Origin of the sequence: Bacillus sp. FSL H8-0516, assembly GCF_038635285.1 — a bacterium.
GTDB classification, from domain to species: Bacteria; Bacillota; Bacilli; order Bacillales; family Bacillaceae; genus Bacillus; species Bacillus safensis.
This window is the reverse complement of sequence record NZ_CP152051.1, coordinates 3,261,361-3,284,360: the sequence shown is the minus strand read 5'-3', so window position 1 is coordinate 3,284,360 and position 23,000 is coordinate 3,261,361. Positions and strand designations below refer to the sequence as shown.

At 42.4% G+C, this 23,000-nt stretch carries 24 protein-coding genes; 13 read left to right on the top strand and 11 right to left on the bottom strand.

Features of this window, described 5'->3' with window-relative positions:
- Window positions 1-208: 208 nt before the first annotated feature.
- From spoIIID to MHB67_RS16675, 4 genes are all read left to right on the top strand, one after another.
- Window positions 209-487, top strand: a complete 279-nt coding sequence (gene spoIIID / locus MHB67_RS16690) for a sporulation transcriptional regulator SpoIIID (RefSeq protein WP_008343327.1) — start codon at window positions 209-211, stop codon at window positions 485-487.
- Window positions 488-671: 184 nt separating this feature from the next.
- On the top strand, window positions 672-1,673 hold the full coding sequence (gene mbl / locus MHB67_RS16685; protein WP_007497573.1) for a cell shape-determining protein Mbl: 1,002 nt from the start codon (window positions 672-674) through the stop codon (window positions 1,671-1,673).
- Window positions 1,674-1,797: 124 nt separating this feature from the next.
- The gene (locus tag MHB67_RS16680; RefSeq protein WP_061110178.1) at window positions 1,798-2,637 is read left to right on the top strand and encodes a flagellar hook-basal body protein; all 840 of its coding nucleotides are present in this window, start codon (window positions 1,798-1,800) and stop codon (window positions 2,635-2,637) included.
- Window positions 2,638-2,667: 30 nt separating this feature from the next.
- On the top strand, window positions 2,668-3,486 hold the full coding sequence (locus MHB67_RS16675; RefSeq protein WP_342492654.1) for a flagellar hook-basal body protein: 819 nt from the start codon (window positions 2,668-2,670) through the stop codon (window positions 3,484-3,486).
- Between the two features lie 14 nt (window positions 3,487-3,500).
- On the opposite strand, the gene MHB67_RS16670 is transcribed toward MHB67_RS16675, so the two are convergent.
- Window positions 3,501-4,556: a tetratricopeptide repeat protein gene (locus MHB67_RS16670; protein WP_041108125.1), complete on the bottom strand. Its 1,056-nt coding sequence runs from the start codon at window positions 4,554-4,556 to the stop codon at window positions 3,501-3,503.
- Window positions 4,557-4,775: 219 nt separating this feature from the next.
- Between MHB67_RS16670 and fabZ the strand changes: the two genes are divergently transcribed.
- Window positions 4,776-5,210 (top strand): 3-hydroxyacyl-ACP dehydratase FabZ, encoded by a 435-nt coding sequence (gene fabZ / locus MHB67_RS16665; RefSeq protein ID WP_012011512.1) that lies wholly within the window; start codon window positions 4,776-4,778, stop codon window positions 5,208-5,210.
- Between the two features lie 127 nt (window positions 5,211-5,337).
- A complete protein-coding gene (mscL, locus tag MHB67_RS16660) occupies window positions 5,338-5,733 on the top strand; it encodes a large conductance mechanosensitive channel protein MscL (protein WP_024423693.1) in 396 nt (131 codons plus the stop codon).
- Window positions 5,734-5,760: 27 nt separating this feature from the next.
- Here mscL and MHB67_RS16655 read toward each other — a convergent pair whose 3' ends face one another.
- Entirely contained in the window at window positions 5,761-6,171 is a 411-nt protein-coding gene (locus tag MHB67_RS16655; protein WP_024423692.1) for a YwpF-like family protein, read from the bottom strand.
- A gap of 117 nt (window positions 6,172-6,288) precedes the next feature.
- Between MHB67_RS16655 and MHB67_RS16650 the strand changes: the two genes are divergently transcribed.
- The 3 genes from MHB67_RS16650 (at window position 6,289) to MHB67_RS16640 (ending at window position 8,854) form a co-directional block, all read left to right on the top strand.
- Complete coding sequence (locus tag MHB67_RS16650) at window positions 6,289-6,645, top strand: hypothetical protein (protein ID WP_034281192.1); 357 nt, start codon at window positions 6,289-6,291, stop codon at window positions 6,643-6,645.
- Between the two features lie 406 nt (window positions 6,646-7,051).
- The gene (locus MHB67_RS16645) at window positions 7,052-7,912 is read left to right on the top strand and encodes a Cof-type HAD-IIB family hydrolase (RefSeq protein WP_342492934.1); all 861 of its coding nucleotides are present in this window, start codon (window positions 7,052-7,054) and stop codon (window positions 7,910-7,912) included.
- Window positions 7,913-8,065: 153 nt separating this feature from the next.
- Window positions 8,066-8,854 (top strand): STAS domain-containing protein, encoded by a 789-nt coding sequence (locus MHB67_RS16640; RefSeq protein WP_048237614.1) that lies wholly within the window; start codon window positions 8,066-8,068, stop codon window positions 8,852-8,854.
- A 70-nt stretch (window positions 8,855-8,924) separates the two neighbouring features.
- Here the strand turns inward: MHB67_RS16640 and MHB67_RS16635 are convergent, their stop codons facing one another.
- Both MHB67_RS16635 and MHB67_RS16630 read right to left on the bottom strand, forming a co-directional pair.
- Window positions 8,925-11,702 carry a DEAD/DEAH box helicase gene (locus MHB67_RS16635; RefSeq protein ID WP_342492653.1) on the bottom strand — a complete coding sequence of 926 codons (2,778 nt, stop codon included), beginning with the start codon at window positions 11,700-11,702 and terminating at the stop codon, window positions 8,925-8,927.
- Window positions 11,689-13,296 (bottom strand): SWIM zinc finger family protein, encoded by a 1,608-nt coding sequence (locus tag MHB67_RS16630; protein WP_342492652.1) that lies wholly within the window; start codon window positions 13,294-13,296, stop codon window positions 11,689-11,691. Before MHB67_RS16630 ends, MHB67_RS16635 begins: the two co-directional genes overlap by 14 nt.
- A gap of 186 nt (window positions 13,297-13,482) precedes the next feature.
- Between MHB67_RS16630 and MHB67_RS16625 the strand changes: the two genes are divergently transcribed.
- Both MHB67_RS16625 and MHB67_RS16620 read left to right on the top strand, forming a co-directional pair.
- Entirely contained in the window at window positions 13,483-13,626 is a 144-nt protein-coding gene (locus MHB67_RS16625) for a hypothetical protein (protein WP_003214884.1), read from the top strand.
- A gap of 116 nt (window positions 13,627-13,742) precedes the next feature.
- A complete protein-coding gene (locus MHB67_RS16620; protein ID WP_342492651.1) occupies window positions 13,743-15,062 on the top strand; it encodes a UDP-glucose/GDP-mannose dehydrogenase family protein in 1,320 nt (439 codons plus the stop codon).
- Between the two features lie 33 nt (window positions 15,063-15,095).
- Here MHB67_RS16620 and MHB67_RS16615 read toward each other — a convergent pair whose 3' ends face one another.
- From MHB67_RS16615 to alsS, 5 genes are all read right to left on the bottom strand, one after another.
- The gene (locus tag MHB67_RS16615) at window positions 15,096-15,632 is read right to left on the bottom strand and encodes a chromate transporter (protein ID WP_024423686.1); all 537 of its coding nucleotides are present in this window, start codon (window positions 15,630-15,632) and stop codon (window positions 15,096-15,098) included.
- Window positions 15,632-16,213 (bottom strand): chromate transporter, encoded by a 582-nt coding sequence (locus MHB67_RS16610; RefSeq protein WP_029706345.1) that lies wholly within the window; start codon window positions 16,211-16,213, stop codon window positions 15,632-15,634. The genes MHB67_RS16615 and MHB67_RS16610 overlap by 1 nt, the downstream gene beginning before the upstream one ends.
- Before the next feature lie 16 nt (window positions 16,214-16,229).
- Window positions 16,230-16,706, bottom strand: coding sequence for an Lrp/AsnC family transcriptional regulator (locus MHB67_RS16605; RefSeq protein ID WP_024423684.1), 477 nt, complete (start codon window positions 16,704-16,706; stop codon window positions 16,230-16,232).
- Between the two features lie 151 nt (window positions 16,707-16,857).
- The gene (gene budA, locus MHB67_RS16600; protein ID WP_024423683.1) at window positions 16,858-17,628 is read right to left on the bottom strand and encodes an acetolactate decarboxylase; all 771 of its coding nucleotides are present in this window, start codon (window positions 17,626-17,628) and stop codon (window positions 16,858-16,860) included.
- A gap of 35 nt (window positions 17,629-17,663) precedes the next feature.
- Complete coding sequence (alsS, locus tag MHB67_RS16595; protein ID WP_342492650.1) at window positions 17,664-19,364, bottom strand: acetolactate synthase AlsS; 1,701 nt, start codon at window positions 19,362-19,364, stop codon at window positions 17,664-17,666.
- Window positions 19,365-19,514: 150 nt separating this feature from the next.
- Between alsS and alsR the strand changes: the two genes are divergently transcribed.
- Both alsR and MHB67_RS16585 read left to right on the top strand, forming a co-directional pair.
- Window positions 19,515-20,402 (top strand): acetoin biosynthesis transcriptional regulator AlsR, encoded by an 888-nt coding sequence (gene alsR / locus MHB67_RS16590; RefSeq protein ID WP_024423681.1) that lies wholly within the window; start codon window positions 19,515-19,517, stop codon window positions 20,400-20,402.
- A 59-nt stretch (window positions 20,403-20,461) separates the two neighbouring features.
- Window positions 20,462-21,079 carry a flavin reductase family protein gene (locus tag MHB67_RS16585; protein WP_024423680.1) on the top strand — a complete coding sequence of 206 codons (618 nt, stop codon included), beginning with the start codon at window positions 20,462-20,464 and terminating at the stop codon, window positions 21,077-21,079.
- A 36-nt stretch (window positions 21,080-21,115) separates the two neighbouring features.
- On the opposite strand, the gene rbsB is transcribed toward MHB67_RS16585, so the two are convergent.
- Together rbsB and rbsC are read right to left on the bottom strand one after the other, a co-directional pair.
- Window positions 21,116-22,033 (bottom strand): ribose ABC transporter substrate-binding protein RbsB, encoded by a 918-nt coding sequence (gene rbsB / locus MHB67_RS16580; RefSeq protein WP_024423679.1) that lies wholly within the window; start codon window positions 22,031-22,033, stop codon window positions 21,116-21,118.
- Window positions 22,034-22,046: 13 nt separating this feature from the next.
- Complete coding sequence (rbsC, locus tag MHB67_RS16575) at window positions 22,047-23,000, bottom strand: ribose ABC transporter permease RbsC (protein WP_024423678.1); 954 nt, start codon at window positions 22,998-23,000, stop codon at window positions 22,047-22,049.

The following is a 23,000-nucleotide window of genomic DNA, read 5'->3' as shown; positions in this document are numbered from 1 at the left end:
CCCATCTTCATTTTTAGCATATTCCCTATTCAATGCTAATACACTGTTACAAACCTGACAAAGAGAGTGTTTGAGGTGAGGGATCGTGTTTGGCATTTACTACCTAATGGATGAGAAATTACGACGAACAAGCGCCGCTGAAAATGGATAATCTTCATACGGATCTCATTTCACACTTCTCACATCCATTTTAGGGAGGTCGAGTGGTGTGCACGATTACATCAAAGAGCGAACAATCAAGATAGGAAAGTATATCGTGGAGACAAAGAAAACCGTTCGTGTTATTGCGAAAGAATTTGGAGTCTCTAAAAGTACTGTACACAAGGATCTAACAGAAAGACTGCCAGAAATTAATCCAGATCTGGCTAATGAAGTGAAGGAGATACTGGATTATCATAAATCAATCCGCCACTTGCGAGGAGGAGAAGCCACCAAGTTAAAGTATAAAAAAGAAGAAATTCTAGAAGGCGAACCTGTGAAACAGTAAGCTTAGTTCTTTGTTCATAAACATGATATATATATCTTCCTCATATCGGTAGTTTCTAACCACAAATTTTGTAAAGACTTTTGTAAAGAAATATCTTTTTTTCTGCAAATTATGATAGAATATATAATTAGGGCAGAATGTGGTATTTGCTATGGAAACAGATTTTCAAGGAGGATATATATAGATGTTTGCTAGGGATATTGGAATTGATCTTGGTACTGCAAATGTACTGATTCATGTCAAAGGAAAAGGAATTGTGTTAAATGAACCATCTGTGGTAGCTCTTGACAAAAACAGCGGGAAAGTTTTGGCTGTTGGAGAAGAGGCTAGACGTATGGTTGGACGTACGCCTGGGAATATTGTTGCGATTCGTCCATTAAAAGACGGCGTAATCGCTGATTTTGAAGTAACTGAAGCGATGCTCAAGCATTTTATTAACAAATTAAATGTGAAAGGGCTGTTCTCTAAGCCGCGTATGCTCATCTGCTGCCCGACAAATATTACATCTGTTGAGCAGAAGGCGATCAAAGAAGCTGCTGAAAAAAGCGGTGGTAAGCATGTATTTCTTGAAGAAGAGCCAAAAGTAGCAGCGATTGGTGCTGGTATGGATATTTTTCAGCCAAGTGGAAACATGGTCGTAGATATTGGAGGCGGAACGACAGATATCGCTGTCATCTCTATGGGTGACATTGTAACCGCCTCTTCTATTAAAATGGCTGGAGACAAATTTGATCTGGAAATTCTAAACTACATTAAAAAAGAGTACAAGCTGTTGATTGGTGAGCGCACGGCTGAGGATATTAAGATCCAAGTTGCAACGGTATTCCCAGACGCACGTCACGAAGAGATTTCGATTCGTGGACGAGACATGGTGACAGGATTACCAAGAACGATTACCGTCACAAGCAAAGAAGTAGAAGAAGCATTGCGTGAATCTGTATCTGCGATTGTTCAGGCTGCGAAACAAGTTCTTGAGAGAACACCGCCTGAATTATCAGCTGATATTATCGATCGCGGCGTCATCATTACAGGTGGCGGAGCTCTTCTAAACGGGCTTGATCAATTGCTTGCAGAAGAGCTGAAAGTACCAGTTTTCGTTGCTGAAAATCCAATGGACTGTGTAGCAGTTGGTACGGGCGTGATGCTTGATAATATGGACAAGCTGCCAAAGCGTAAACTCAGCTAATGATTTCCCTCATTCTTTTTAGAAAGAATGGGGGATTTTTATTAAAGAACCCTGCTAATCAGCCGATATATTTCATAGAAGATTGTGTTTAGGTCATGTGAAAGAATTTGAATGAGGTGAGCACGTGTTAAAAGGACTATACACCGCAACATCTGCCATGATCGCTCAAGAGCGGCGGACAGAAATGCTTTCAAATAATATCGCAAATGCGAATACCCCAGGCTATAAAGCGGATGAAGGGGCAATGCGTGCATTTCCAGAAATGCTGCTGAGCCGAATGGAATCAGGACGTTTCCAAACATCCTCAGGCAAAGGCTTTAGTGTTCCACTGCAATCGCCGATTGGTGGAATCAATACTGGGACATATATGCAGGAATTAATCCCTCAATTTACACAGGGAACTTTAAAAACAACAGATCAAACAACAGATGTAGCACTAGTTGAAAATAATGTGCCGATCAATCCGGAGACCAATCAGAAATCAGCGCTATTTTATGCGGTCAACACACCAGAAGGCGTTCGTTATACGAAAAGCAGCTCCATTACATTGAACGCACAAAATCAGCTGACCATTAATGGCCGCGCTCTTCTTTCCGTGACGGGTCAGCCGATTACGGTTCAGAGTGAGAACTTCAAAGTGAATGCAGATGGTACTGTGTCTGAAAATGGCCAAAATCTTGGTCAAATCGATGTACGTGTTGCGATGGATACAAGAAACCTAGCGCGTGAAGGAAATGATTTATACCGTACAGCTGATAACCAGCCCCTGCCAAGTGCAGTCAATAACGGTCAAATGTCCTATACGTTAAGCCAAGGCGTATCGGAGCTGTCGAACGTGGATGTGACGAAATCATATACAGATATGACAACGGCCTACCGAGCATTTGAAACAAATCAAAAAGTGGTTCAGGCGTATGATAAAAGCTTAGAAAAAGCAGTGAATGAAATTGGCAGAGTGTACTAATTAAGAAATGAAAAAGAAAGGAGGATTCTTATGCTTAGAACGATGATAAACGCAGCTGTATCGATGAATGAAGTGCAAAAGCAGCTTGACATTATCAGTAACAACATCGCGAACAGTGAAACAACAGGATACCGCGCGAAAAATACCCGTTTCTCAGAGCTGATCAGACAGCAGTTTAATCAGGTAGATGAAAAAAATGAGCAGGTGGCAAACAGTCGTCTGACACCTGATGGGTTAAGGCTTGGAACGGGTACAATGGTCAATGCGTCCATTAACTCGCTGCAAGGCTCTATTAAAGAAACAGGACGTGATCTTGATGTTGCCTTCGGAGCGCCGTCGCAGTATTTGCAGGTCAACGCCGGCGGTAATATCCGTTATACAAGAGACGGTTCACTTTACTTACAGCCGGGCAATAACCGTAACCAAGTGCAGCTTGTCACGAGCGAAGGCTATCCGATTCTTGATGAAAACGGAAATGCAATCGTCTTAAATGCGAATTTCCGTGATATTTCAATCGATAAAAATGGACGGCTTACGGCGATTTCAAGAGATAATCAACCGAATCAGCAAGTGAATCTAGGCGTTGTACAAGTCAATAATTCGTCAGCACTTGCCTCTGAAGGAGATAATTTGTTCTCAGTCGACGGAACCTATCAAGGTGCATTAACAGCACTAAATGGAGCAAACCGAGAGGCGATTCAGCTTCAGCAAGGCGCACTGGAAACGTCAAATGTGGACATGTCGAAAGAATTAACAGACCTCATGACAACACAGCGTTCCTATCAGATGAATTCAAGAACGATTACGATGGGCGATCAAATGCTGGGATTAATTAATACAATTCGATAATCAGCAGGCTGGTATCAGCCTCTCATGATAAAAAAGGCGGCTCGCTCAAAGTCGCCCTTTTTTTTATAAAAATCTGAGACATCAGCAAGCAGATCCTCAAGATCAATCCAGGCTTCTTTTCGTTCAAGACATGTGACGAGCGTGGCGATCTGCTCATCTGCCTTTGGCGTTTGGCTGTAGAGAAGAGATAAGATTTGAAACTTCATTCTTAATATATCAAACTGGGAAGCAACGGCTTCTTTCAGTCCTTTTTGAATATATTTCATCCCTTCATCGGTTAAATTTTCTTTAAAACAGGAACGCACAGTTTCGTATAGGCACGATACATAGGAGTGTGCTGACTTTCGGTATGCTGGAAGACGAAGTGCTTTTTTGAAGTATTCTAGCGCTTCCTTATGACGGTTTTGTCTTGACTGAATAAAGCCAGCATCATAGTAAACGATACCGAGCAGCTCTTGATCATCAATCTTTTTCACATAATCAATAATTTCAATGAAAATATCTTCCGCTTCCTTATATTTTTTTTGGTCGCTATAGTTAAGAGCGAGCACAATTTTACACCGATAGATGCTATGGATATCTCCGTGCTTTGCAAAAATATCCATGGCTTTTTGAATATGACGAATCGATAACAACGAGTAACGGTTGTTATAATAAACACCGCTTGTACGGAAATGAAACTCTGCTTCCTCCAGCTCATCGTTAAGTAATGGCAGTCGTTCCTCTGCCTTTTCGAGATAATGAATCGCATCATTTTGATCACTTTTTAAAGATTCATATAATCCGAGAAAGAAATAAAAATAATATTGCAGTTCTTCGTTCATATCATCTTTGTGGGGCAGCAGTTCATGTTTGAGTTTTTCTAAGTCCTCTGTCTGATTCATCCAGAGCTGATGACGGAAAAGCATCAGCTGATAATGGAAATAGAGCTCCTGTTTTTTTGATAATTTGCGTTTATATTTTAGCAGTGTTTTTTTGATTTCTTCAGCCTTCGAAAAATGTCGATGCTTTAGCATTGTATACCAGGAATGGAGAAGTTTTTTTATGGATTTATCGCTCATAAAATTCATTTTTACCCTCTTATTCAATCAATGTTGTAATATATATTACCATATTTGTGAAAAAACAATGAGTGTAGTGTGGATTATATTTGATGACAATTGGTAATAGTAGATTCTATTTTTTACCATATGCATAAGGCGAATATTGAAAAATGCCAGCATTCATAATATACTTCTATAGGAATCAAATGAAGATCAGCGATATAGAAAAGAAGGAGAGATCAAGATATGCTTGATGCTCAGCAAATTCAAGACATTATTCCACACCGTTATCCATTCTTATTGGTCGACCGTATTTTAGAGGTTGAGGGAGAAAAAAGAGCGGTTGGAATTAAAAATGTCACAGTGAATGAAGAATTTTTTAACGGCCATTTCCCTGGTTACCCAGTCATGCCTGGTGTGCTTATAGTAGAAGCACTCGCACAGGTTTTTGGTGTGATTATGTTAGGCAAGGAAGAAAACAAAGGAAAGATTGGTTTGTTTGCAGGGATTGACGGATGCCGCTTCAAAAGACAGGTCAAGCCTGGTGACCAGCTTCGTTTAGAGGTTGAAGTGACGCGCCTCCGCGGGCCGGTTGCAAAAGGAAAGGCAGTAGCGACAGTAGATGGCGAAGTTGCATGTGAAGCAGAACTGACATTTTCTATCGGTCCTAAAGTATCATGATTTTCCTGGCGGTTCATTAAGCATGAATCGCTTTTTTATTTAGAAACGTTCAGTTAGAACGGATAAGGACTTGCAATTTTGACAAAAAAACGTCATATTAGACAAAAAAAGATGAAGGTGATAAAGGATGCTGAAAGAATTTAGAGAGTTTGCCGTCAAGGGCAATGTCATTGACTTGGCTGTAGGTGTCATCATTGGGGGAGCATTTGGCAAAATTGTCACTTCTCTTGTGAATGATTTAATCATGCCGCTTGTCGGTATTATTATTGGAGGGCATGATTTTAGCGGTTTATCCATTAAAATCGGAGCTGCTCAAATTTTATATGGGAACTTTATTCAAACAGTGGTTGATTTCTTAATTATCTCGTTTTCCATTTTTATCTTTATTCGTTATTTGAATAAGTTAAAACGGAAAAAGGTTGAGGAAGAAGAGGTTGTGGAAACGCCGGATCAAACGGAAGTTCTGCTAACTGAAATTAGAGATCTATTGAAAAATCAAAGCCAGTCTAAAGATGTGCAATAGAAAAAGAGCGGCTGATCCCGCTCTTTTTTATGTGTTTTGTTTAAAAGCATCCAGTAGTTTTTCTCCTGACAGCCCCTCTTTGACGAGGTCTTTTAATACTTCTTCAGTTTCTGTTCTGTAACGATTTGTAATCATTTTACCATCGAGTAACACAGAAATGTTTTCTTCTAAGGCAACGATGTTTTTGACTTGGACAGATAGATGAACAGGGCGGTTGTTTTCTTTAGTGATCGTTACAAGAATCTTCACTTCTGTGTGCTGCTGAAAGAGTACCTCAAACACCTGTCTATGTTTCTTTGGAATGAGTGCTTCAATCATCCAGTGATTTTCACCGTCTTCTTTATTAATGATTAAACCGTCACGAAGGGGAATACTGGACATTTTATCTTGCTGTGGATCAAGTTCAATTTTTAAATCAATCAGCCTAAAGGTTTTCATATTTATCACCTCACAAGCGTTCATTATTCGTAAGTATTATTATAGCATACAACATCTGTATAAATGAAACCGCTGCCTGCTTAGAACTAGCTGCACATGAGTGAAAGGAGATGTTTTATGGAGTCCTATCAATTGAGAAACATTCATATTGGCGACGACAAGGCAAAGAGTGATATACGTGTTTATTCGTGGGGAGACATTCTTTCATTTTGTGATGTGTATATGGAAGAAGGGGAGTCACTCACGTTTCAATACGTCACCGAGGATCAAATGGACTGCTTTGAGTTTCAGCTGTCGGTTCATGATGGCCGGCTTTGTTTTTATTGGTTTGCGTGGGACGGATCTGATTATATTCACATGCCTTCTAGTAATTGGATTCATTCAGATATTTTTTATCAATTTATGAAAAATAAGTATTTCATCAAACAAAACAAGATGATGTTTTATACGCAAGCGGTAAAAAACAGAAATTAATGAGGATATAGAGAATTTAAAGGCCTATTTTGCTATTTTCCTGTTTTGTCACATACGGCCTTTCTCCGTAGACTAGGGGTAGCTGAAAGGAAAGGAGGCAAGTCCCGAATCAAAAGGTAACGTCTATCATCTGACAGCCCCCCTCTAGCTAAAGCTGATAGATGCTGCCTTGTGCATATGAACACTGCGTAATATAGAACCAATGCTTCTTTGTATAGGTCATGTGTCCCCTTGTGAATCCCCTTTGTGTGTATCCGGTCATATTTGCGTGGCCGGATACCCTTTTATTCACTGTTTAACCGATCAGCTCTTGCAAATAGTGGATACTCATTTCATAATGATGATGGATTTTGTTAACGGTATGTCGGTTGAAAATAAAGACAAAAAGGAGAGAACGATGACAAACATTCAATTAATCGCAACGGATTTAGATGGAACTTTATTAAACAGTGAACACAAAGTGAGTCAGGAAAACGAGCAGGCATTAAAGGAAGCAGCTGCGAATGGAATTGAGGTTGTCGTGTCAACAGGGAGAGCGTATTTTGATGTGAGGTCTATTTTTGATCAGCTTGGTATGAATACATGGGTGATTAGTGCCAATGGAGCTGTGATTCATGATCCAACGGGACAAGTGTACCATACAGCTGCTTTACAAGAAGAAAAGGCTAAACACATATTATCATGGCTTGAAGAACGTGATTATTATTATGAAGTCTTTACAAACGAAGCTATTTTCACACCTAATCGCGGCAGAGAGCTTCTTGCGATTGAAATGGACCGCTTAAAAAGTGCAAATCCAGAAACGGATCAGAATGTCTTAAAGCAAGCGGCAGAAGTTCAATACAGCCAGTCGGGTTTTTCTTATATTGATACATATAAAGAATTGTTTCGTGAGGATCGAAAGCTTTCATTTTACAACATCTTAGGTTTTTCTTTCTTTCAAGACAGATTGAAAGCCGGATGGGATGAGTTTGGTGATGATTCAGATTTAACATTGGTCAGTTCGGCTGATCATAACTTTGAAATTGGTTCAAAGGACGCTTCTAAAGGGCAGGCATTAACAAGGCTGGCAGAAAGACTAGGTATTCCTTTAAGTAGGGCAGCGGCTGTAGGAGACAGTTTAAATGATGAATCAATGCTTCGAGCTGCTGGTGTTGGGGTTGCAATGGGGAATGCGAGACAGGATATAAAAGAAATCGCTGATCACGTGACGTTATCAAATGATGAACACGGAGTCGCGCATATGATCCGGCACCTTTTGAAATAGATGAATCAGATGTCGTGGTATAAATCACATAGGAAGAAGCGCATTCTACAAAAGAGGAATTCAGAACCACTTCTATTTACACATGATGTGGAACATCATATAATTTAATTATGAATAAAACCCACTTGTAAGGAAATTAAGGAGACTAAACGAATGGCGCTGGAATCTTATAAGTCCGAAAATCTGCATTTAATCAAGGAAGCCTTGGACTATACTCAGGTTGGCCTGACGGTGACGGACCCGTCTTTACCTGATAATCCTTTAATATATGTGAATAAGGGCTTTTTAGATATGACAGGCTATCAAGAACCCGAAGTATTGGGGAAGAATTGTCGTTTCCTTCAAGGAGATGAAACTGAGCAAATCGCTCTCAAGCAAATTAGAACAGCCATTGAGAACAAAGAGGCTGTCACGGTTCAGCTGAAAAATTATAAAAAATCTGGACAAATGTTTTGGAACGAGTTAAGTGTCGCTCCTCTTTGGATTGATGAAAATGAAGGGAAACGTCTTTATTTCGTTGGTCTGCAAAAGGATGTCACGAAAGAGAAGGAACAGCAGGAGCTTCTTGAGCAATCAATTGATGAAGTGCTGAATATTTCTGTCCCTATCGTTCCGGTGAAAGATGGTATCTCTGTGTTACCGATTATTGGTACGTTAACAGCGCCAAGATTTGATAAGATCATTTCAACGGTCTCCACCTATATCTCTCAATCCAAGGATGATTATTTTATTGTTGATCTGTCCGGATTATTAGAAGTGGATTCATTTGTGGCAGATGCGATCTTTAAGCTGAACGATTTGATTTTAATGACGGGTACTGAGCTGATTGTGACAGGAATTAAACCGAATCTTGCAATGAAAATGGGAGAAATGAGAGAGGACTTCCGTGAATTAAATACGTATATGAATGTGAAATCTGCATTGAAAAAATTAAACATTTAGCATACGTTTATATGAAATGAAAAAAGAGGACTTTTCATTAAGCTTGAGAAAAGTCCTCTTTTTGCTGTGTTTAAGATGATTGAGCGGCGGCACTTAAGGTAAATAAGTCTTCTAGTTCGTTTGTCGATAGCTCTGTAATCCAGCTTTCGCTTTGGATAATTTGATCATTTAATGTTTGTTTTGTTTCGAGCATTTGATCGATTTTTTCCTCGATTGTGCCCGTTGTGATCATCTTATGGACGTGAACAAATCGTTTTTGTCCAATCCGATAAGCTCGGTCTGTCGCTTGGTTTTCCACAGCAGGATTCCACCATCTATCGTAGTGAATGACATGGTTTGCGGCGGTTAGGTTGAGTCCTGTTCCTCCTGCCTTTAAAGAGAGAATTAAGATGTTGAATTCTTTCTTCTGGAAGCGGTCCACCATTTTGTCCCGCTCTTGTTTTGAGAGGCTGCCATTTAAAAATTGGACTGGTTCTCCAAACATCTTTTCTGCCAGCTGCTTGATCATGTTGCCCATTTCAATATACTGCGTAAAAATGAGACAGCTTTCTCCTTGCTCATGTATCGCTTTTAACAGCTCTGCGAGTTTATCCATTTTTAACGAACGTTTCAGCAGTTTCACATCTGTTCCGCTCTCTTTTAAATAGAGCGCAGGGTGATCACAAATCTGTTTGAGTCTGCCAAGCATACTTAAAATAATGGCTTTTCGCTGCATCCCTGTTAATGATGCCATGTGTTCAAATGTATCCTTCACGAGCTGTTCATATAAAGACGCCTGCTCAGCGGAGAGCGGAATGAATTCTTTTTCTTCGAGTTTCTCAGGCAGGTTTAGGGCAACCTCTTCATCTTGTTTTGTTCGTCTTAATAAAAATGGTTTGATCAGCTGCTGCAGCTGTTCAATTCTTTTTTCTTCACGGTCTTTTTCAATCGGAAGGACGAACTTTTTATGGAAGCTGGTCAGGCTGCCGAGATATCCTTTGTTGACGAAGTCGAATATGGACCAAAGCTCTGTCAAACGGTTTTCCATTGGAGTCCCGCTGAGGGCAATGTGATGCTGTCCCTTGAGCTGTCTAATCGCTCTCGATTGTTTCGTATGGGCGTTCTTGATGTTTTGGGCTTCGTCTAAGCAAATGGTATTCCACTTTGCTGCCGTTAATTCATCACGATCAGAATGTGAGAGTCCGTAAGAAGTCAGGACAATATCTGTTGATTCGTATGCTTTTGTGAAGTTCTCTCCCTGTGGACGTGCTGGGCCGTAATGCAGGGCAACATTCAAATGTGGAGCGAATGTTTCGAGCTCTCGTTGCCAGTTTCCTAAAACAGAGGTCGGCGCAATGATGAGAGACGGAGCGGCATTTTGCTCCTGCTCCTTCAAATACGTGAAATATGCGATCATTTGAATCGTTTTTCCAAGGCCCATATCATCTGCTAAACAAGCCCCAAATCCATGAGATCTTAAAAATAAAAGCCAATTCACGCCATGCTGCTGATACGGACGCAGTGTGCCTTTGAAGGACTCACTCATTTCGTAGGAAGGCAGCTCGTGCGTATCATTTAATTGGTGGACAAGCCCTCTTAATTGCGATGAAAGTTCAAATTGAATATGGGCAAATGCTGAACTGTCTAGTAGTTCTGGAATCGATTCAGAGGAAGCTTCTTGATCTGCCAGTTCGCGTGACAAAATATCAGACATGTGAAGCCCTTCATTTTCGGCACGCTCCATCCACTTTTTCATTTGCTGAATGAAGGTCGGGTCTATTTTGATCCATTGTCCTCGAATGTTGACAAGGCGCCGTTTGCTTTGGACAAGCTCGTTGAACTCATCTTCTGTCAGTTCAATGCCGTTTGTAGCAAAGCGCCAATTAAAGTCCATTAATGCGTCCATTCCGACATGCGATTCGCCTCGCGGTGTAGAAGAAATCCTTGCTTTTAACATCATCGTGCTATCTTTAACAATTTGCCACCATGATGGGAGCAGAATCTCAATGCCCATATTGACAAGTGTTTCACTTGCTTCAGATAGGAAGAGCCATGCTTCTTCTTCTGACATAAGTGTGGTGCCAGATGTGAAAGAAAGCCAAGGGACGATTTGACTGAATCGTTCCAGCTCTCTTGAAATTTTATCTTGATACGGGTGCCAAGACCTTTTCAATGAACGAATGCCTTCAAAAAAGTGAAGGTCGCTGTTTTTCTTATCACGTAAAAACAATTCGATTTTCCAATCATCACCGTCAAAATCAGGCTCGTTTAAGCGCAAGCCGACAGTGAACGGCGTCTCGTCATCAATCCAGCCAATCGTCTCCAGGAAATCCTGCTCATCTAAAAAATGTCCTTGGAAGGATGAGAGCGCAGGCGATTGTGCAGTCATACGGTTCCATTTGTGCTGCAAGGCATCATCATACTGAATGTAATCCTGTACAGCAAAGGAGAACCAATCAGCCGTATAGCCATCTAATAGGCCTTCTTTGTCTTTAAATCGAAGTTCGCCTTTTGTCCACGCCTCGTAATCGGGAACGTAATCTTCGTCCTCGATGAATTCGTAAATGGTGGAGGCTGTCTTCATCAGTGGTTCCGTTTCATCCGTTAATGTCACATGACTAAACGTATTAAATGAATTTTTTCCTAGCAATTCAACGGTCATCCAAGGGCTTAACAGAAAGGCAGGAGTGCCAATAAAGCTCACATCTTCTAAAAATGTTCCGTAGAAAGAAGATTCGTGCCATTGGAAAAGCTGCCTCTTCATTTCATTAAGCGGAACAGGGTGTCCGTCCTCTGCTTGCGCTGAAATGGTGAAAGAGAAATCTTCAGTTTGTTCTGCATGAATGACAATTTGTTTATGGCGTGTCATCAATCAATTTTCCTTTCTTCATTTCCTCTTGGAACGCACGCAGCCGTTTTGTTGAATCTTGCAGCTGCTTTACATACCTTTCCCAGATCGCGGTTTTTTTCGTTTTATGATAAAGCGTACGCAGTTTTTTCAGCATTTTTACAGACTCACGATAAGCACTTCGATTCTTTTGATCGAGAAGCAGTGAGATTTCACGGTGGTACGATGGAATGAGGGCTTCCGGCTCCTCTTTTGCAATCTGTTTGATCAAATCCTTCTCCAGTTCACTAATGGAGAAACCAACAAGGCTGTGAATCTCAATCCATTCCGCATAACGCTGCTGTGCATACAAGAGCTGACTGTATTCTGTAAACGCATAGGGCATACAGATTTGGAGATAACGTTCATATAAATGATGATCCTTCGTCTGCTTAAAGTATGCATCTAAATAAAAGAAGAAATCACTGACGGCTCCCCGCAGTTCTCTGTAGGAAAGGTCGAGCTGGCAATATTCCTCTAATATATAGGTGATTTCATGATACCAGAGCTTGAGACGCTTCCAGTCCTTTCGGTTTGTGAGATCCTTCAGCCAATTGAGCACATTTGGCAGCATATCCGCATTGAGCAGCTGTAATTGCTGAAAGAGGCTGTCGTCTTCTTTCAGTAAATAATCCATGTGCATCAGCCCGATGGTACGTTCAACCGTTTGTTCTTTCTTCTGGGCGTTCTTTAGTAATTCTGTTTCTTTTTTGACCCATTTCCCTCTATTTAATATGGTGCCCCAAATCTCCATAAAGACCGCTACTCGTTCATGCTGGAAAGGTCCATTGATTTGAAGAAGTGTGCGAACGGCAGTTGGTGTGTTTTCAAGAAACGGATCGAGGGAAAAGGAAAGGGCGTATGTCTTCAAATGATCCACTGAATCGAAAATGGTGTTCATGAGCTGTTCTACATAGGGATTCATGGAATAAAAGTCTTTTTCGGCATCAAGCCGGCCGAGGTCGACGAGTTCATGAAGCCTCAGCCATACATCGATCGACGTATGAATCGCATACAAGCTCTTGAATTCAGGTGAAGCAGGTGCGTGTTTTTTTAGGATCGATAAATAGCCGTAATATAAATGCTGCGGTGTTTGCTGGTGCTTCGGTGTCCGTTTCAGCCAGAGGTTAAATTCCTCTTGAAAAAAAGTCAGCCAGCTTTGGAGTGATTGTTCGTCTGGGCGCTTCACTTGGAAGTGCTGGCGAATCAGTTCTTTGCTGCGCTGTAATTCATCCTTTTCTGACCAATTTTCTGTAAATCCGGTCACACTCTCTACTTGAGCGTATAGCGAAAAGAAGACAGCGAGAATGTGTTTACAAAGTCCATCTGCTGGACATGAGCAGCTGCTTCTCACAGGAAACAGCACATGAAGGTGGACTCTTGCTGCCACGACATCATGTACATAAGCTGACCATTCGGTATCAGACTCTTGCTTGAGCCGATATACGCTGTCCTGTCTATAAGTAATCAATGCTTTTTTGATGAGTTGTTTGTTTTCATCTGTTGCAGGAAGAAGTTCTTTGATCTGTTCGGCTGTTTGTTTGATTTCTTCTTCGTTGATGTTGTGCTGAAGCATTTGATCCGCTCCTAACCAAGTAAAAGATTCCAATTCTTTTATTATAGCTCAATGGGGATTTATAAAAAAGTTTTTCATGAAAATGGTCATAAATTTCAAAAGCTGTCGAATGATGTAATAGAGTATTGCATAAACCAACCTTACAGCATATAATAATGAAATTAGTGGAACCGAAAGGATACAGACATGGATAATAAGGGTTTAAATCAAGAAGAATTTTTAAAGATTTTGATGTACGCTCATGATATTGGTGAAAATTCAAATGATGTCACAACAAAAGAAATGCTTGAAAATCTGATTGCTCATATTCGAAATGGTCTTGTTTCATAAAAGTGACCCCCTGCTAGTGATGGCAGGGGGTTTTTGTATGCTTTTAAGAATGGAATGAATGCTCCCGGCATACGATGTCATTACAAGCATAAGGAGTATGGGGAGCTGATGGTGTCATGAATATTGCGATTGCAGGCTGTGGGTATGTGGGGCTTGTGACAGGTGTGTGTTTAGCGGAGGCAGGTCATGATGTGGCGTGTATTGATATTGACCGCCGAAAGGTCATGCAGCTGAAACAAGGAAATCCCCCAATGTATGAGCCAGGGTTAAAAGAGCTATTGAAACGCAATCTTGAGCAGGGACGAATTCATTTTCACATAAATGGAGCGGAAGCCTACCCGAGGGCAGATGTGTTAATGATTGCGGTCGGCACCCCGCAGCAGGCAGATGGCCAAGCTGATTTACAGTATGTGTTTCAGGCTGCGAAAGAGATGGGCATAAAAGCAAAGTCAGGTGCGATTCTTGTGGTGAAAAGTACAGTGCCTGTCGGAACGGGGGATCAAATCGATCAGTTGATCCATCAAGAATTAGGACGGAAGGAGCCACTAGCGATTGCATCTAACCCAGAATTTTTACGGGAAGGCTCTGCCATTTCAGATACATTGAGGGCGGATCGGCTAGTGATTGGAGCTGAAACAAAAGCCGTATTAGATCAGCTGGAGGACATGTATGCTGATTTCCACCTTCCATTGGTGAAAACAGACCGTAAAAGTGCTGAAATGATCAAGTACGCATCAAATGCATTTCTTGCGACAAAAATCAGCTTTATGAATGAGATTGCCTCCATTTGTGAAAAAACAGGGGCTGATGTTGAATGGGTGGCGCAGGGAATGGGCCTTGATCAGCGGATTGGTTCTTCCTTTCTCAGAGCGGGCATTGGCTACGGAGGTTCTTGTTTTCCAAAGGATACAAATGCACTTGTCCAAATTGCAGGGCATGTGTCCCATGATTTTGAGCTGTTAAAGGCTGTCATCAAAGTAAATAATGAGCAGCGTGCAGGTTTTATCCGAAATATTGAGGAGCGGCTGGGGGCAGCTCTTGAAGGGAAGCGAATTGCGCTTCTTGGTCTTTCCTTTAAACCGAATACAGATGATATGAGGGAGGCGCCATCTATTCCGATCGCTCATGAGCTCCATCAATTAGGTGCGGAGCTTGTGGCATATGATCCTGTTGCTGCCCGGCATGCAGCTCGCAAGCTGCCGGATCAAGTCTTATTTGCTCAAACGATTGAGGAAGCGATCAAGGATGCCGATGCGGTCTGTCTATTAACGGAGTGGGCGGATATTCAGTCGTTTCCACTCGCTTCCTATAAGAAATGGATGAAGCGGCCGCTTATTTTCGATGGACGAAACTGTCATACACTTGAAGCGGCAGAACAAGCGGGGGTCGAGTATCATTCGATTGGGCGCAGATCAGTTTCTCCAATTTATATGTAAAAGAAAACCGATAACAGTGAATGTTATCGGTTTTTATGAATGCGGCAGAATGAATCCGCCATATAAAAATGCAGCAACAATCAGAAAAGCAGGGTGCAGCTTGAATTTGGTCATCAGGAAAAAGGAGATCGCAGCAATGGCGAGCGATTGCGTCCAGCCGATGGCTTTCACAGCATCTCCGCCGATTTCCCATGTTAATAAAAGCATCATCATCGCAATGACAGGCTGAACGGATAAGGTCATGCCTTTTACGACGGGAGATTGACGAAAGCGGTCAATGAGCTTGAGCAATAAAATCAGCCCAACAGCGGACGGCAGGACAGTTGCAAGCAGTGCCACGATAAAGCCTGGCCAGCCCATGACGTCATAGCCGACATATGCTGCAATCTTCGTAGCGATTGGCCCCGGCAGTGCATTGGCTAAAGCCAGCATATTGGAGAATCCTTCGTTCGTCATCCAATGAAAATGATTGACGATTTCTTCATAATTGAGCGGGATGGATGCAGGACCACCGCCATAACCTAATAGATTGGATAAAAAGAATGCCCAGAATAAAAAGAGAATCAGTATCATGAAGACACTCCTTTCTCTTTATTTGGCCGATTCCAGCGATTTTTCAGTTTAAAATGAAAGGCGCCATAAAGTAAAAAGATCATGACAATAATTCCTGGATGAATGGACAGCACTTGTAGCCCAATAAAGGCAAGAAGGAATAGAGCGATCCCGAAGATCATGCCGAAGCCTTTCAGCGCTTTTTGTCCAAACTCATATGCCATGATCCCGAGAAGCACGGCAATGACAGGGGTCACAGCACCAATCATATTTTGAATGATTTGTGAGGAGCTTAAGACGCTGACAAGTGTGACAAGGGCTACCATGGCGAGACATGTTGGTAAAATATGAGCAGCTGTGGCGACAATTGCGCCAGATACGCCCTTTAATCGATAGCCGAGGTATGCTGACATTTTTGTTGCGATCGGGCCTGGTAAGGCATTGGCGATGGCGAGTGTTTCTCCGAATTCGTCATCGTTGATCCATTGGTATTTCACCACCGCTTCATGGCGAATAAGCGGTATCACGGAAGGGCCTCCGCCAAAACCGAGAATACCGGTTCGCACCATAGCGATAATGAGTTCGATATATGATTGCAAGTGGTTCAACTCCTGTCTACAATTTCATGCCCATGCGGCTTTTGTATCGTTTAATGAGCATTTGGCAGTCCACACTGACAACGCCTTCTAGCGGGTATAGCTTTTTTGTCAGAAAAGTCTCCATTTCCTGTTCATGTTGAAAAATGCCATGCATATGCAGCTTGCTTGGTCCTGTCATGTGATAAAGGCTTGTGACAGCCGTTTCCTTTTCAAGCTGAAGGGCAACCGCTTCTAAAAATTTCGGCTCTACCTCTACATTAAAGAAGACAGAGACATGAATGCCGACCTTCGCGGGGTTAATTACAGCAGTGAATCGTTCAATGACCCCTGCTTCAACGAGCTGCTGAATGCGGGCTTGTACGGCAACACGTGACAGACCGACCTGTTTGCCGAGATCTGTATAAGACATGCGCCCGTCCTCGTGTAATAGAGATAAAATTTGTTTATCTCTTTCGTCTAATGTTAGGTTTGGAATGCTATAGTCTTTTGACACCGTATAACCACCTTTCTTCTGTTGATATTCTATCATATTTATTACGAATAGAATGAATGATTTATCATTTGCTATCGAAACGAAAACATTGCATGTAAGAAATTATCTTTATGCATAAAAAAACACCCCGATCTCATCGGGGTGTTTTCATTTATTGATCCGGGCTGCTTTCTGCACTGGCAATTTGCTGTGCAAGGTCAGCTCGATCAATGTCTGCTTGGAAGAATTCCTGCGTATTTGGCAGATGTAAATTCATATGGCGTTTTTGAGAAATGCGGATGGTGACTTGATCAACGGTGTAATCAAATACGTGTCCACCAACACTTCGATCTTCATCAATAAAATGAAGATGATATCCACTCACCGCAATGCCGTGTGCGTACTGCGGTGTACGGAAGCCTGCGATCGTACCTTGAATATCCTCAAAGTCGAAAATAGGCTGAGACTTGACTGCTTCTACCATCGGAACGTAAGGTTTTTCCTGTTTTTCAACCGTACGTGTTTGAACCTTTTTGAATGATCCATCAATGCGGACCGCATAAAAGATATTTTTACTTGGTAAAATGCGGTCGATTTCTTCTTCAAGTTCTTTGGACGTCATAGGTGCATCAATTCGATGAACGATATCTGTTTCAAAGAATGCTAGAGAGCAGAAAGGTGAATAATCTTGATTGGTGACCGGTGTCGCTGTTCCATCCGAGCGCAGCCGGTAGAATGCGCCGTCAAAGCCGATCAGCTCTCCATCTAATTGATTGAATGTACCGATGCCAAAATCACCGTGTTCAGGAATATGTGCGAGGGAGAAATCTCCATCATATACGGCTTCCAGCAGGGAGGTCATTGTCGATACTTGATAGACCTCTTGTTGTTTGTCATGCTGTCTTGTGTCATTCTGTTGATTCATTGGGTGCATCATACCCATAACCGCTCACTCCTTTAATGTAATGTATCGAAGTCTTATCTGACGTTCATTGCATGTTTTTTGCGAAAGACTTCTGGCCATTTTTGACTGGCGAGGTCAGGGTTGTCTTGATAGTCAATCGGAATATCAATAATCACGGGTCCTTCTATGTTTATACCCTTTTGAAGGACGGTTGAAAGCTCCTCAGGTGAGTTGACCCTTAGTCCAGTCGCTCCAAAGCTTTCCGCATATTTCACTAAATCGATCTGCCCGAATTCAACGCAGGATGTACGGTCATATTTCATTTCCTGCTGGAACGCGACCATGTCGTATGTGCTGTCGTTCCAAACAAGGTGAACGAGGTTTGTTTTCTTGCGGACAGCTGTTTCTAACTCCATTGCGGAGAAGAGAAAACCGCCATCACCTGAGACCGAGATAATCTTTTCATCTGGATTCATGATAGAAGCCGCAATTGCCCATGGTAATGCGACGCCTAATGTTTGCATGCCGTTACTCACTAGGAATGAGTTCGGTTCATAGACGCGGAAGTGACGGGACATCCAAATCGCGTGAGATCCGATATCACACGTGACCTTCGTGTCATCAGGAATCAGACGTCTCAATGTATGAATGACATCCAGAGGGTGAGATCGATGACTTTCTCTTTCTGGTGTCTTTTCGATGTCGCTTAATAGGTCCTGTAATTCAGTGACTAATTCTATGTTCTCTTTACTTAGAGAAAGGGGAACACTGTCATGCGCTAGATGTTTGACGGTTTCAGAAATATTGCCTACAAGTTCAAGCGTTGGCTCATAAAAATGGTCAATATCTGCCTGCATGTCATCAACATGGATGATCTGACGCTGCTGCGGCTGAAGATTCCAAAGCTTTGGATCATATTCGATTGGATCAAAGCCAATGGTCAAAAGGACATCTGCATGTTCAATGAGAAGGTCACCCGGCTGATTACGGAATAAGCCGATTCTGCCTACATATTGAGACTCGAGCTCTCTTGAGAGAACGCCGGCTCCTTGGTACGTTTCAACAAATGGGATACCAAGTGTTTTTAATAATGCTCTTGTGGCATTTGCAGCAGCTGGACGACTAGCTTTCATTCCCACAATCGCAATAGGTAAGTGTGCATTTTGAATTTTGGCGATAGCCGAACTGATGAGAGCATCTGGTGCAGGACCTAATTCTGGAGAAGGGTGAGCAGACACTGGTGTTTGTGTGGTGTGTTCTGTCACGACATCTTGTGGAAAGCTGATAAATGCTGCTCCAGCCTGCCCTTTTTGTGCCGCGCGAAAAGCATTCGTTAATGCTTCTGGTATATTATGAACGTCTTGTACTTCAACGCTATATTTTGTGACTGGTTTGAATAATGCCGCATTGTCGAGTGATTGATGTGTTCGTTTCAGACGATCTGCACGAATGACGTTTCCGGCGATTGCGACAACAGGATCACCTTCTGTATTGGCTGTTAATAGACCTGTTGCTAAATTAGATGCACCAGGACCTGATGTGACAAGACAAACACCTGGTTTGCCGGTTAAACGTCCAACAGCAGCTGCCATAAAGGCTGCATTTTGTTCGTGTCTGCATAGGACAAGCTCTGGACCTCTGTCTTTTAATACATCAAATACAGCGTCAATTTTTGCACCTGGAATCGCAAAAACATGGGTCACACCTTGAGCAATCAGCGTATCAACAATCAACTCTGCTCCTCGTCTTGTTAGGGGTTGTGCTTGAGATTTCATTTACCCCGCACTCCTTTCGGCAAGTAAAATTTTTTATGAAAATATATTTTCATGATATGATTTACTATACATTTCATAAAATAAATTTTCCAATATATGTTTAACGTGGTTTTGATATGTTTCACGAATAAGTGTGTGAGGAGTGAAAGGATGGAACTGAGACATTTGCAGTATTTTGTCACAGTAGCGGAGGAGCTGCATTTTGGCAGGGCAGCCGCGCGCTTGAATATGACACAGCCTCCACTTAGTCAGCAAATTAAGCAGTTTGAGGAAGAATTAGGTTTTCCTTTATTTCACCGGTCGAAGCGGGTGGTGGAGCTAACAGCAGCTGGAAAGGTCTTTTTACATGAGGTTCGGGGAGTGCTACAACAGCTTGATAAAGCCGTTGATCATGCCCGTCATACAGCAAGAGGAGAGCTGGGGAAAATCATCATAGGTTTTGTTGGAACGGCGACGTACGATATTCTGCCGCCTGTTGTACGTGAATTCAGGGAGCTGTATCCCTCTGTCAGTATTGAGCTGCAGCAGCTTTCTGTTCCGCAGCAGCTAGAGGCACTTTTAAATGGTGAGATTGATATCGGTTTTTTACATCCTACACCGCCGCATGAAGAATTAGTGAGTCGTTTGATGAAGCAAAGTGAATGTATTTTTGCGATTCCAAAAAATCATCGATTGGCTAATAAAGAGACGGTCGCGATTGAAGATATTCGTCATGAACCGATTATTTCTTTATCACAGGAATCATGGCCGTCTCTTTATCAGCACTTTGTCCTGCTATGTGAAAAGTACGGGTTTTCTCCAAATATCGTGCAGGAAGCGGCGGAATATCAAATGATCATTGGCCTCGTCACAGCAGGGATCGGTATTGCAGTGATTCCAAAATCAGCCCGGCGTTTATTTAATCTGGATGTTGTCTATCGGGCCATTGAGGATGAACAGCTTCTGGCGGAATGGACGATTTCCTATAGACGGGAAAATCATAATCCTGCTTTATTTCATCTTGTTCACCATATCCTGCATCGCACCGAGCTGGAATAAGAGGTATAGGGAACGGGTTATGGTATGATGTCGTTACATTAAAAGGAGGCGTACCTGAATTGATTACATTGCAAATGGATCAGCTGTCACGAAAAGAGGCATATAAATTATTATCTGGTTCTATCGTTCCAAGACCGATAGCGTTTATTACGAGTCTGTCTAAAGAAGATGTTGTCAATGCCGCACCATTTAGTTTCTTTAATGTCATCAGCGGACACCCGCCGCTCATTGCGGTTTCTATCGGACGACGTGATGGTCAGATGAAAGATACTGCGCAGCATATCATTGACAGGGAAGAGTTTGTCGTCCATGTGAGTGATGAAGACATGATAGAAGATATTAATGAAACAGCTGCTACATTGCCTCGGGAAGAGAGTGAGTTGGATCGCACCGGACTTCATCAAGTAGAGAGTCATGTCATTTCAGTGCCGGGAATCAAGGAAGCGCGCATTCGTTTTGAATGTCAGCTGGAAAAACATCTGACCTTTCAAAATGATGAAGGGGAGATCACAGTTGATCATATCATTGGCCGGGTTGTATGTGCACATTTAGATGAGGGTGTTTATGATGCAGAAAAAGGCTATGTTTCTACTAATGAACTGAAACCAGTCGCTCGCCTAGCAGGTAATGATTATGCCCATTTAGGCACGTCATTTGTGCTGAAAAGACCACAGTAATAGGAAAACCCCCGAGGGAAATCGGGGGTTTTCTGTTTATTTCTTCTGTTCTAGTTTGAGTGGAGCTGCGATGTTCTTTTGTACCTTTTTCCCTTTTAATACATCGTTTGCAGCACCGACTGCCAGTTGACCGATCAGCTCTGGCTGCTGCGCAACCGTTGCAGAGAGCTTTCCTGCTTTAATTGAGCTGAGTGCATCTTCGTTGCCGTCAAAGCCAACGACAAGAATGTCTTTCCCAGAGCTTTGAATCGCTTCTAGTGCGCCAAGTGCCATTTCATCATTGTGGGCAAAAACGGCTTTGATGTCAGGGTTTCCTTGAAGGAGGTTTTCCATGACATTCAGTCCTTTTGTCCGGTCGAAGTCAGCAGCTTGTTTTGCTGTCACTTTTAGATCTTTATCCGCTATTTGATGGAATCCTTTTCCACGCTCACGTGTAGCGGAAGCGCCTGGTACGCCTTCTAATTCAGCGACTTTTGCTCCTTTGCCAACCTTGTCAATGATAAATTTAGCTGCCATTTCTCCGCCTTTGACGTTATCTGAGGCGACAAGTGCTTCTACCTTTCCACTTTCGGCTGAGCGGTCTAATGTGATGACAGGTATATCAGAAGCGTTTGCTGATTCGACAGCGGTTGATATGGCAGATGAATCCGCTGGGTTGATGAGCAATGCGTCGACGCCTTGCTGAATAAGGTCTTCTACATCACTTGTTTGTTTAGCTGAATCATTTTGTGCATCTGCAATCACGACTTCAATGCCTAGCTTTTTCGCTTCTTTTGTCACACCGTTTTTCAGAGAAACGAAGAATGGGTTATTTAACGTCGAGATCGACAGCCCAATTTTGATGTCTTTTTTCTTGCCATCCTTTGATGACTTGGCCCACTCCGGCGGTTCAAGTGAGCAGGCAGAAAGCATGAACAATGAGAGAGTCAGGATGAGAATAAGATATTTTTTCATAGCGGCTGCCTCCTTAAGCAGATTTCTTTCTGTCTAATAGGACTGCAATCAAGATGACAATCCCTTTCACAACAGATTGATAGAATGATGAAACGCCAAGTAAGTTCATACCATTGTTCAGGACACCGATAATGAGCACCCCGATGAGTGTGCCGACAATTCGTCCTCTTCCACCGGACAGGCTTGTTCCGCCAAGTACGACGGCAGCAATGGCATCAAGCTCATAGGACGTACCAGCTGTTGGCTGCGCTGAATTTAGGCGAGATGTTAAGATCGCACCTGCTAAGGCAGACATGAAGCCTGCTAATGAATAGATCATAATTTTCACGCGTGGTACTTTGATTCCTGAGATGAGAGCCGCTTTTTCATTCCCGCCGATGGCATATGTTCTTCTGCCGAAAGGTGTTTTATGAAGCAGTACCCAAAGTACGATAAATGTGAGAAGCATCGTAATCGCTGGAACAGGAATGCCTAAGAAATATCCGCGGCCGAATAACTGAAAGGCATAGTTAGAGCCAAGCCCAGTAATCGGGTTTCCGTCTGTATAAACGAGTGTCAAACCTCTGAAAATCGTCATCGTGGCAAGCGTTGCGATAAAAGGAGCCATTTTTCCTTTTGTAATTAAAAGACCGTTGATCATCCCAAGAACGGCACCGATGATACAGCCGACGATAATGGCTAAAATCGGATCCATGCCAGAAACGATAAAGCCGGCAGTCAGGGCACTGGACAGTGCAAGAATAGCACCGACTGATAAATCAATACCTCCAGTTAAAATAACAAACGTCATGCCAAAGGCAATGAGGGCATTAATGGAGATTTGTCTCAGTAAGTTTAAGATGTTTAATGGCTCTAAAAAGGCCGGGTTTAAAATAGAAACAATGGCGACAAGGATGATGAGTCCTAAGAATGGCCCAAGCTTTTGCATGATGTGATCAAATCGTCCATTTGAAGTAAGTGGTTTCAT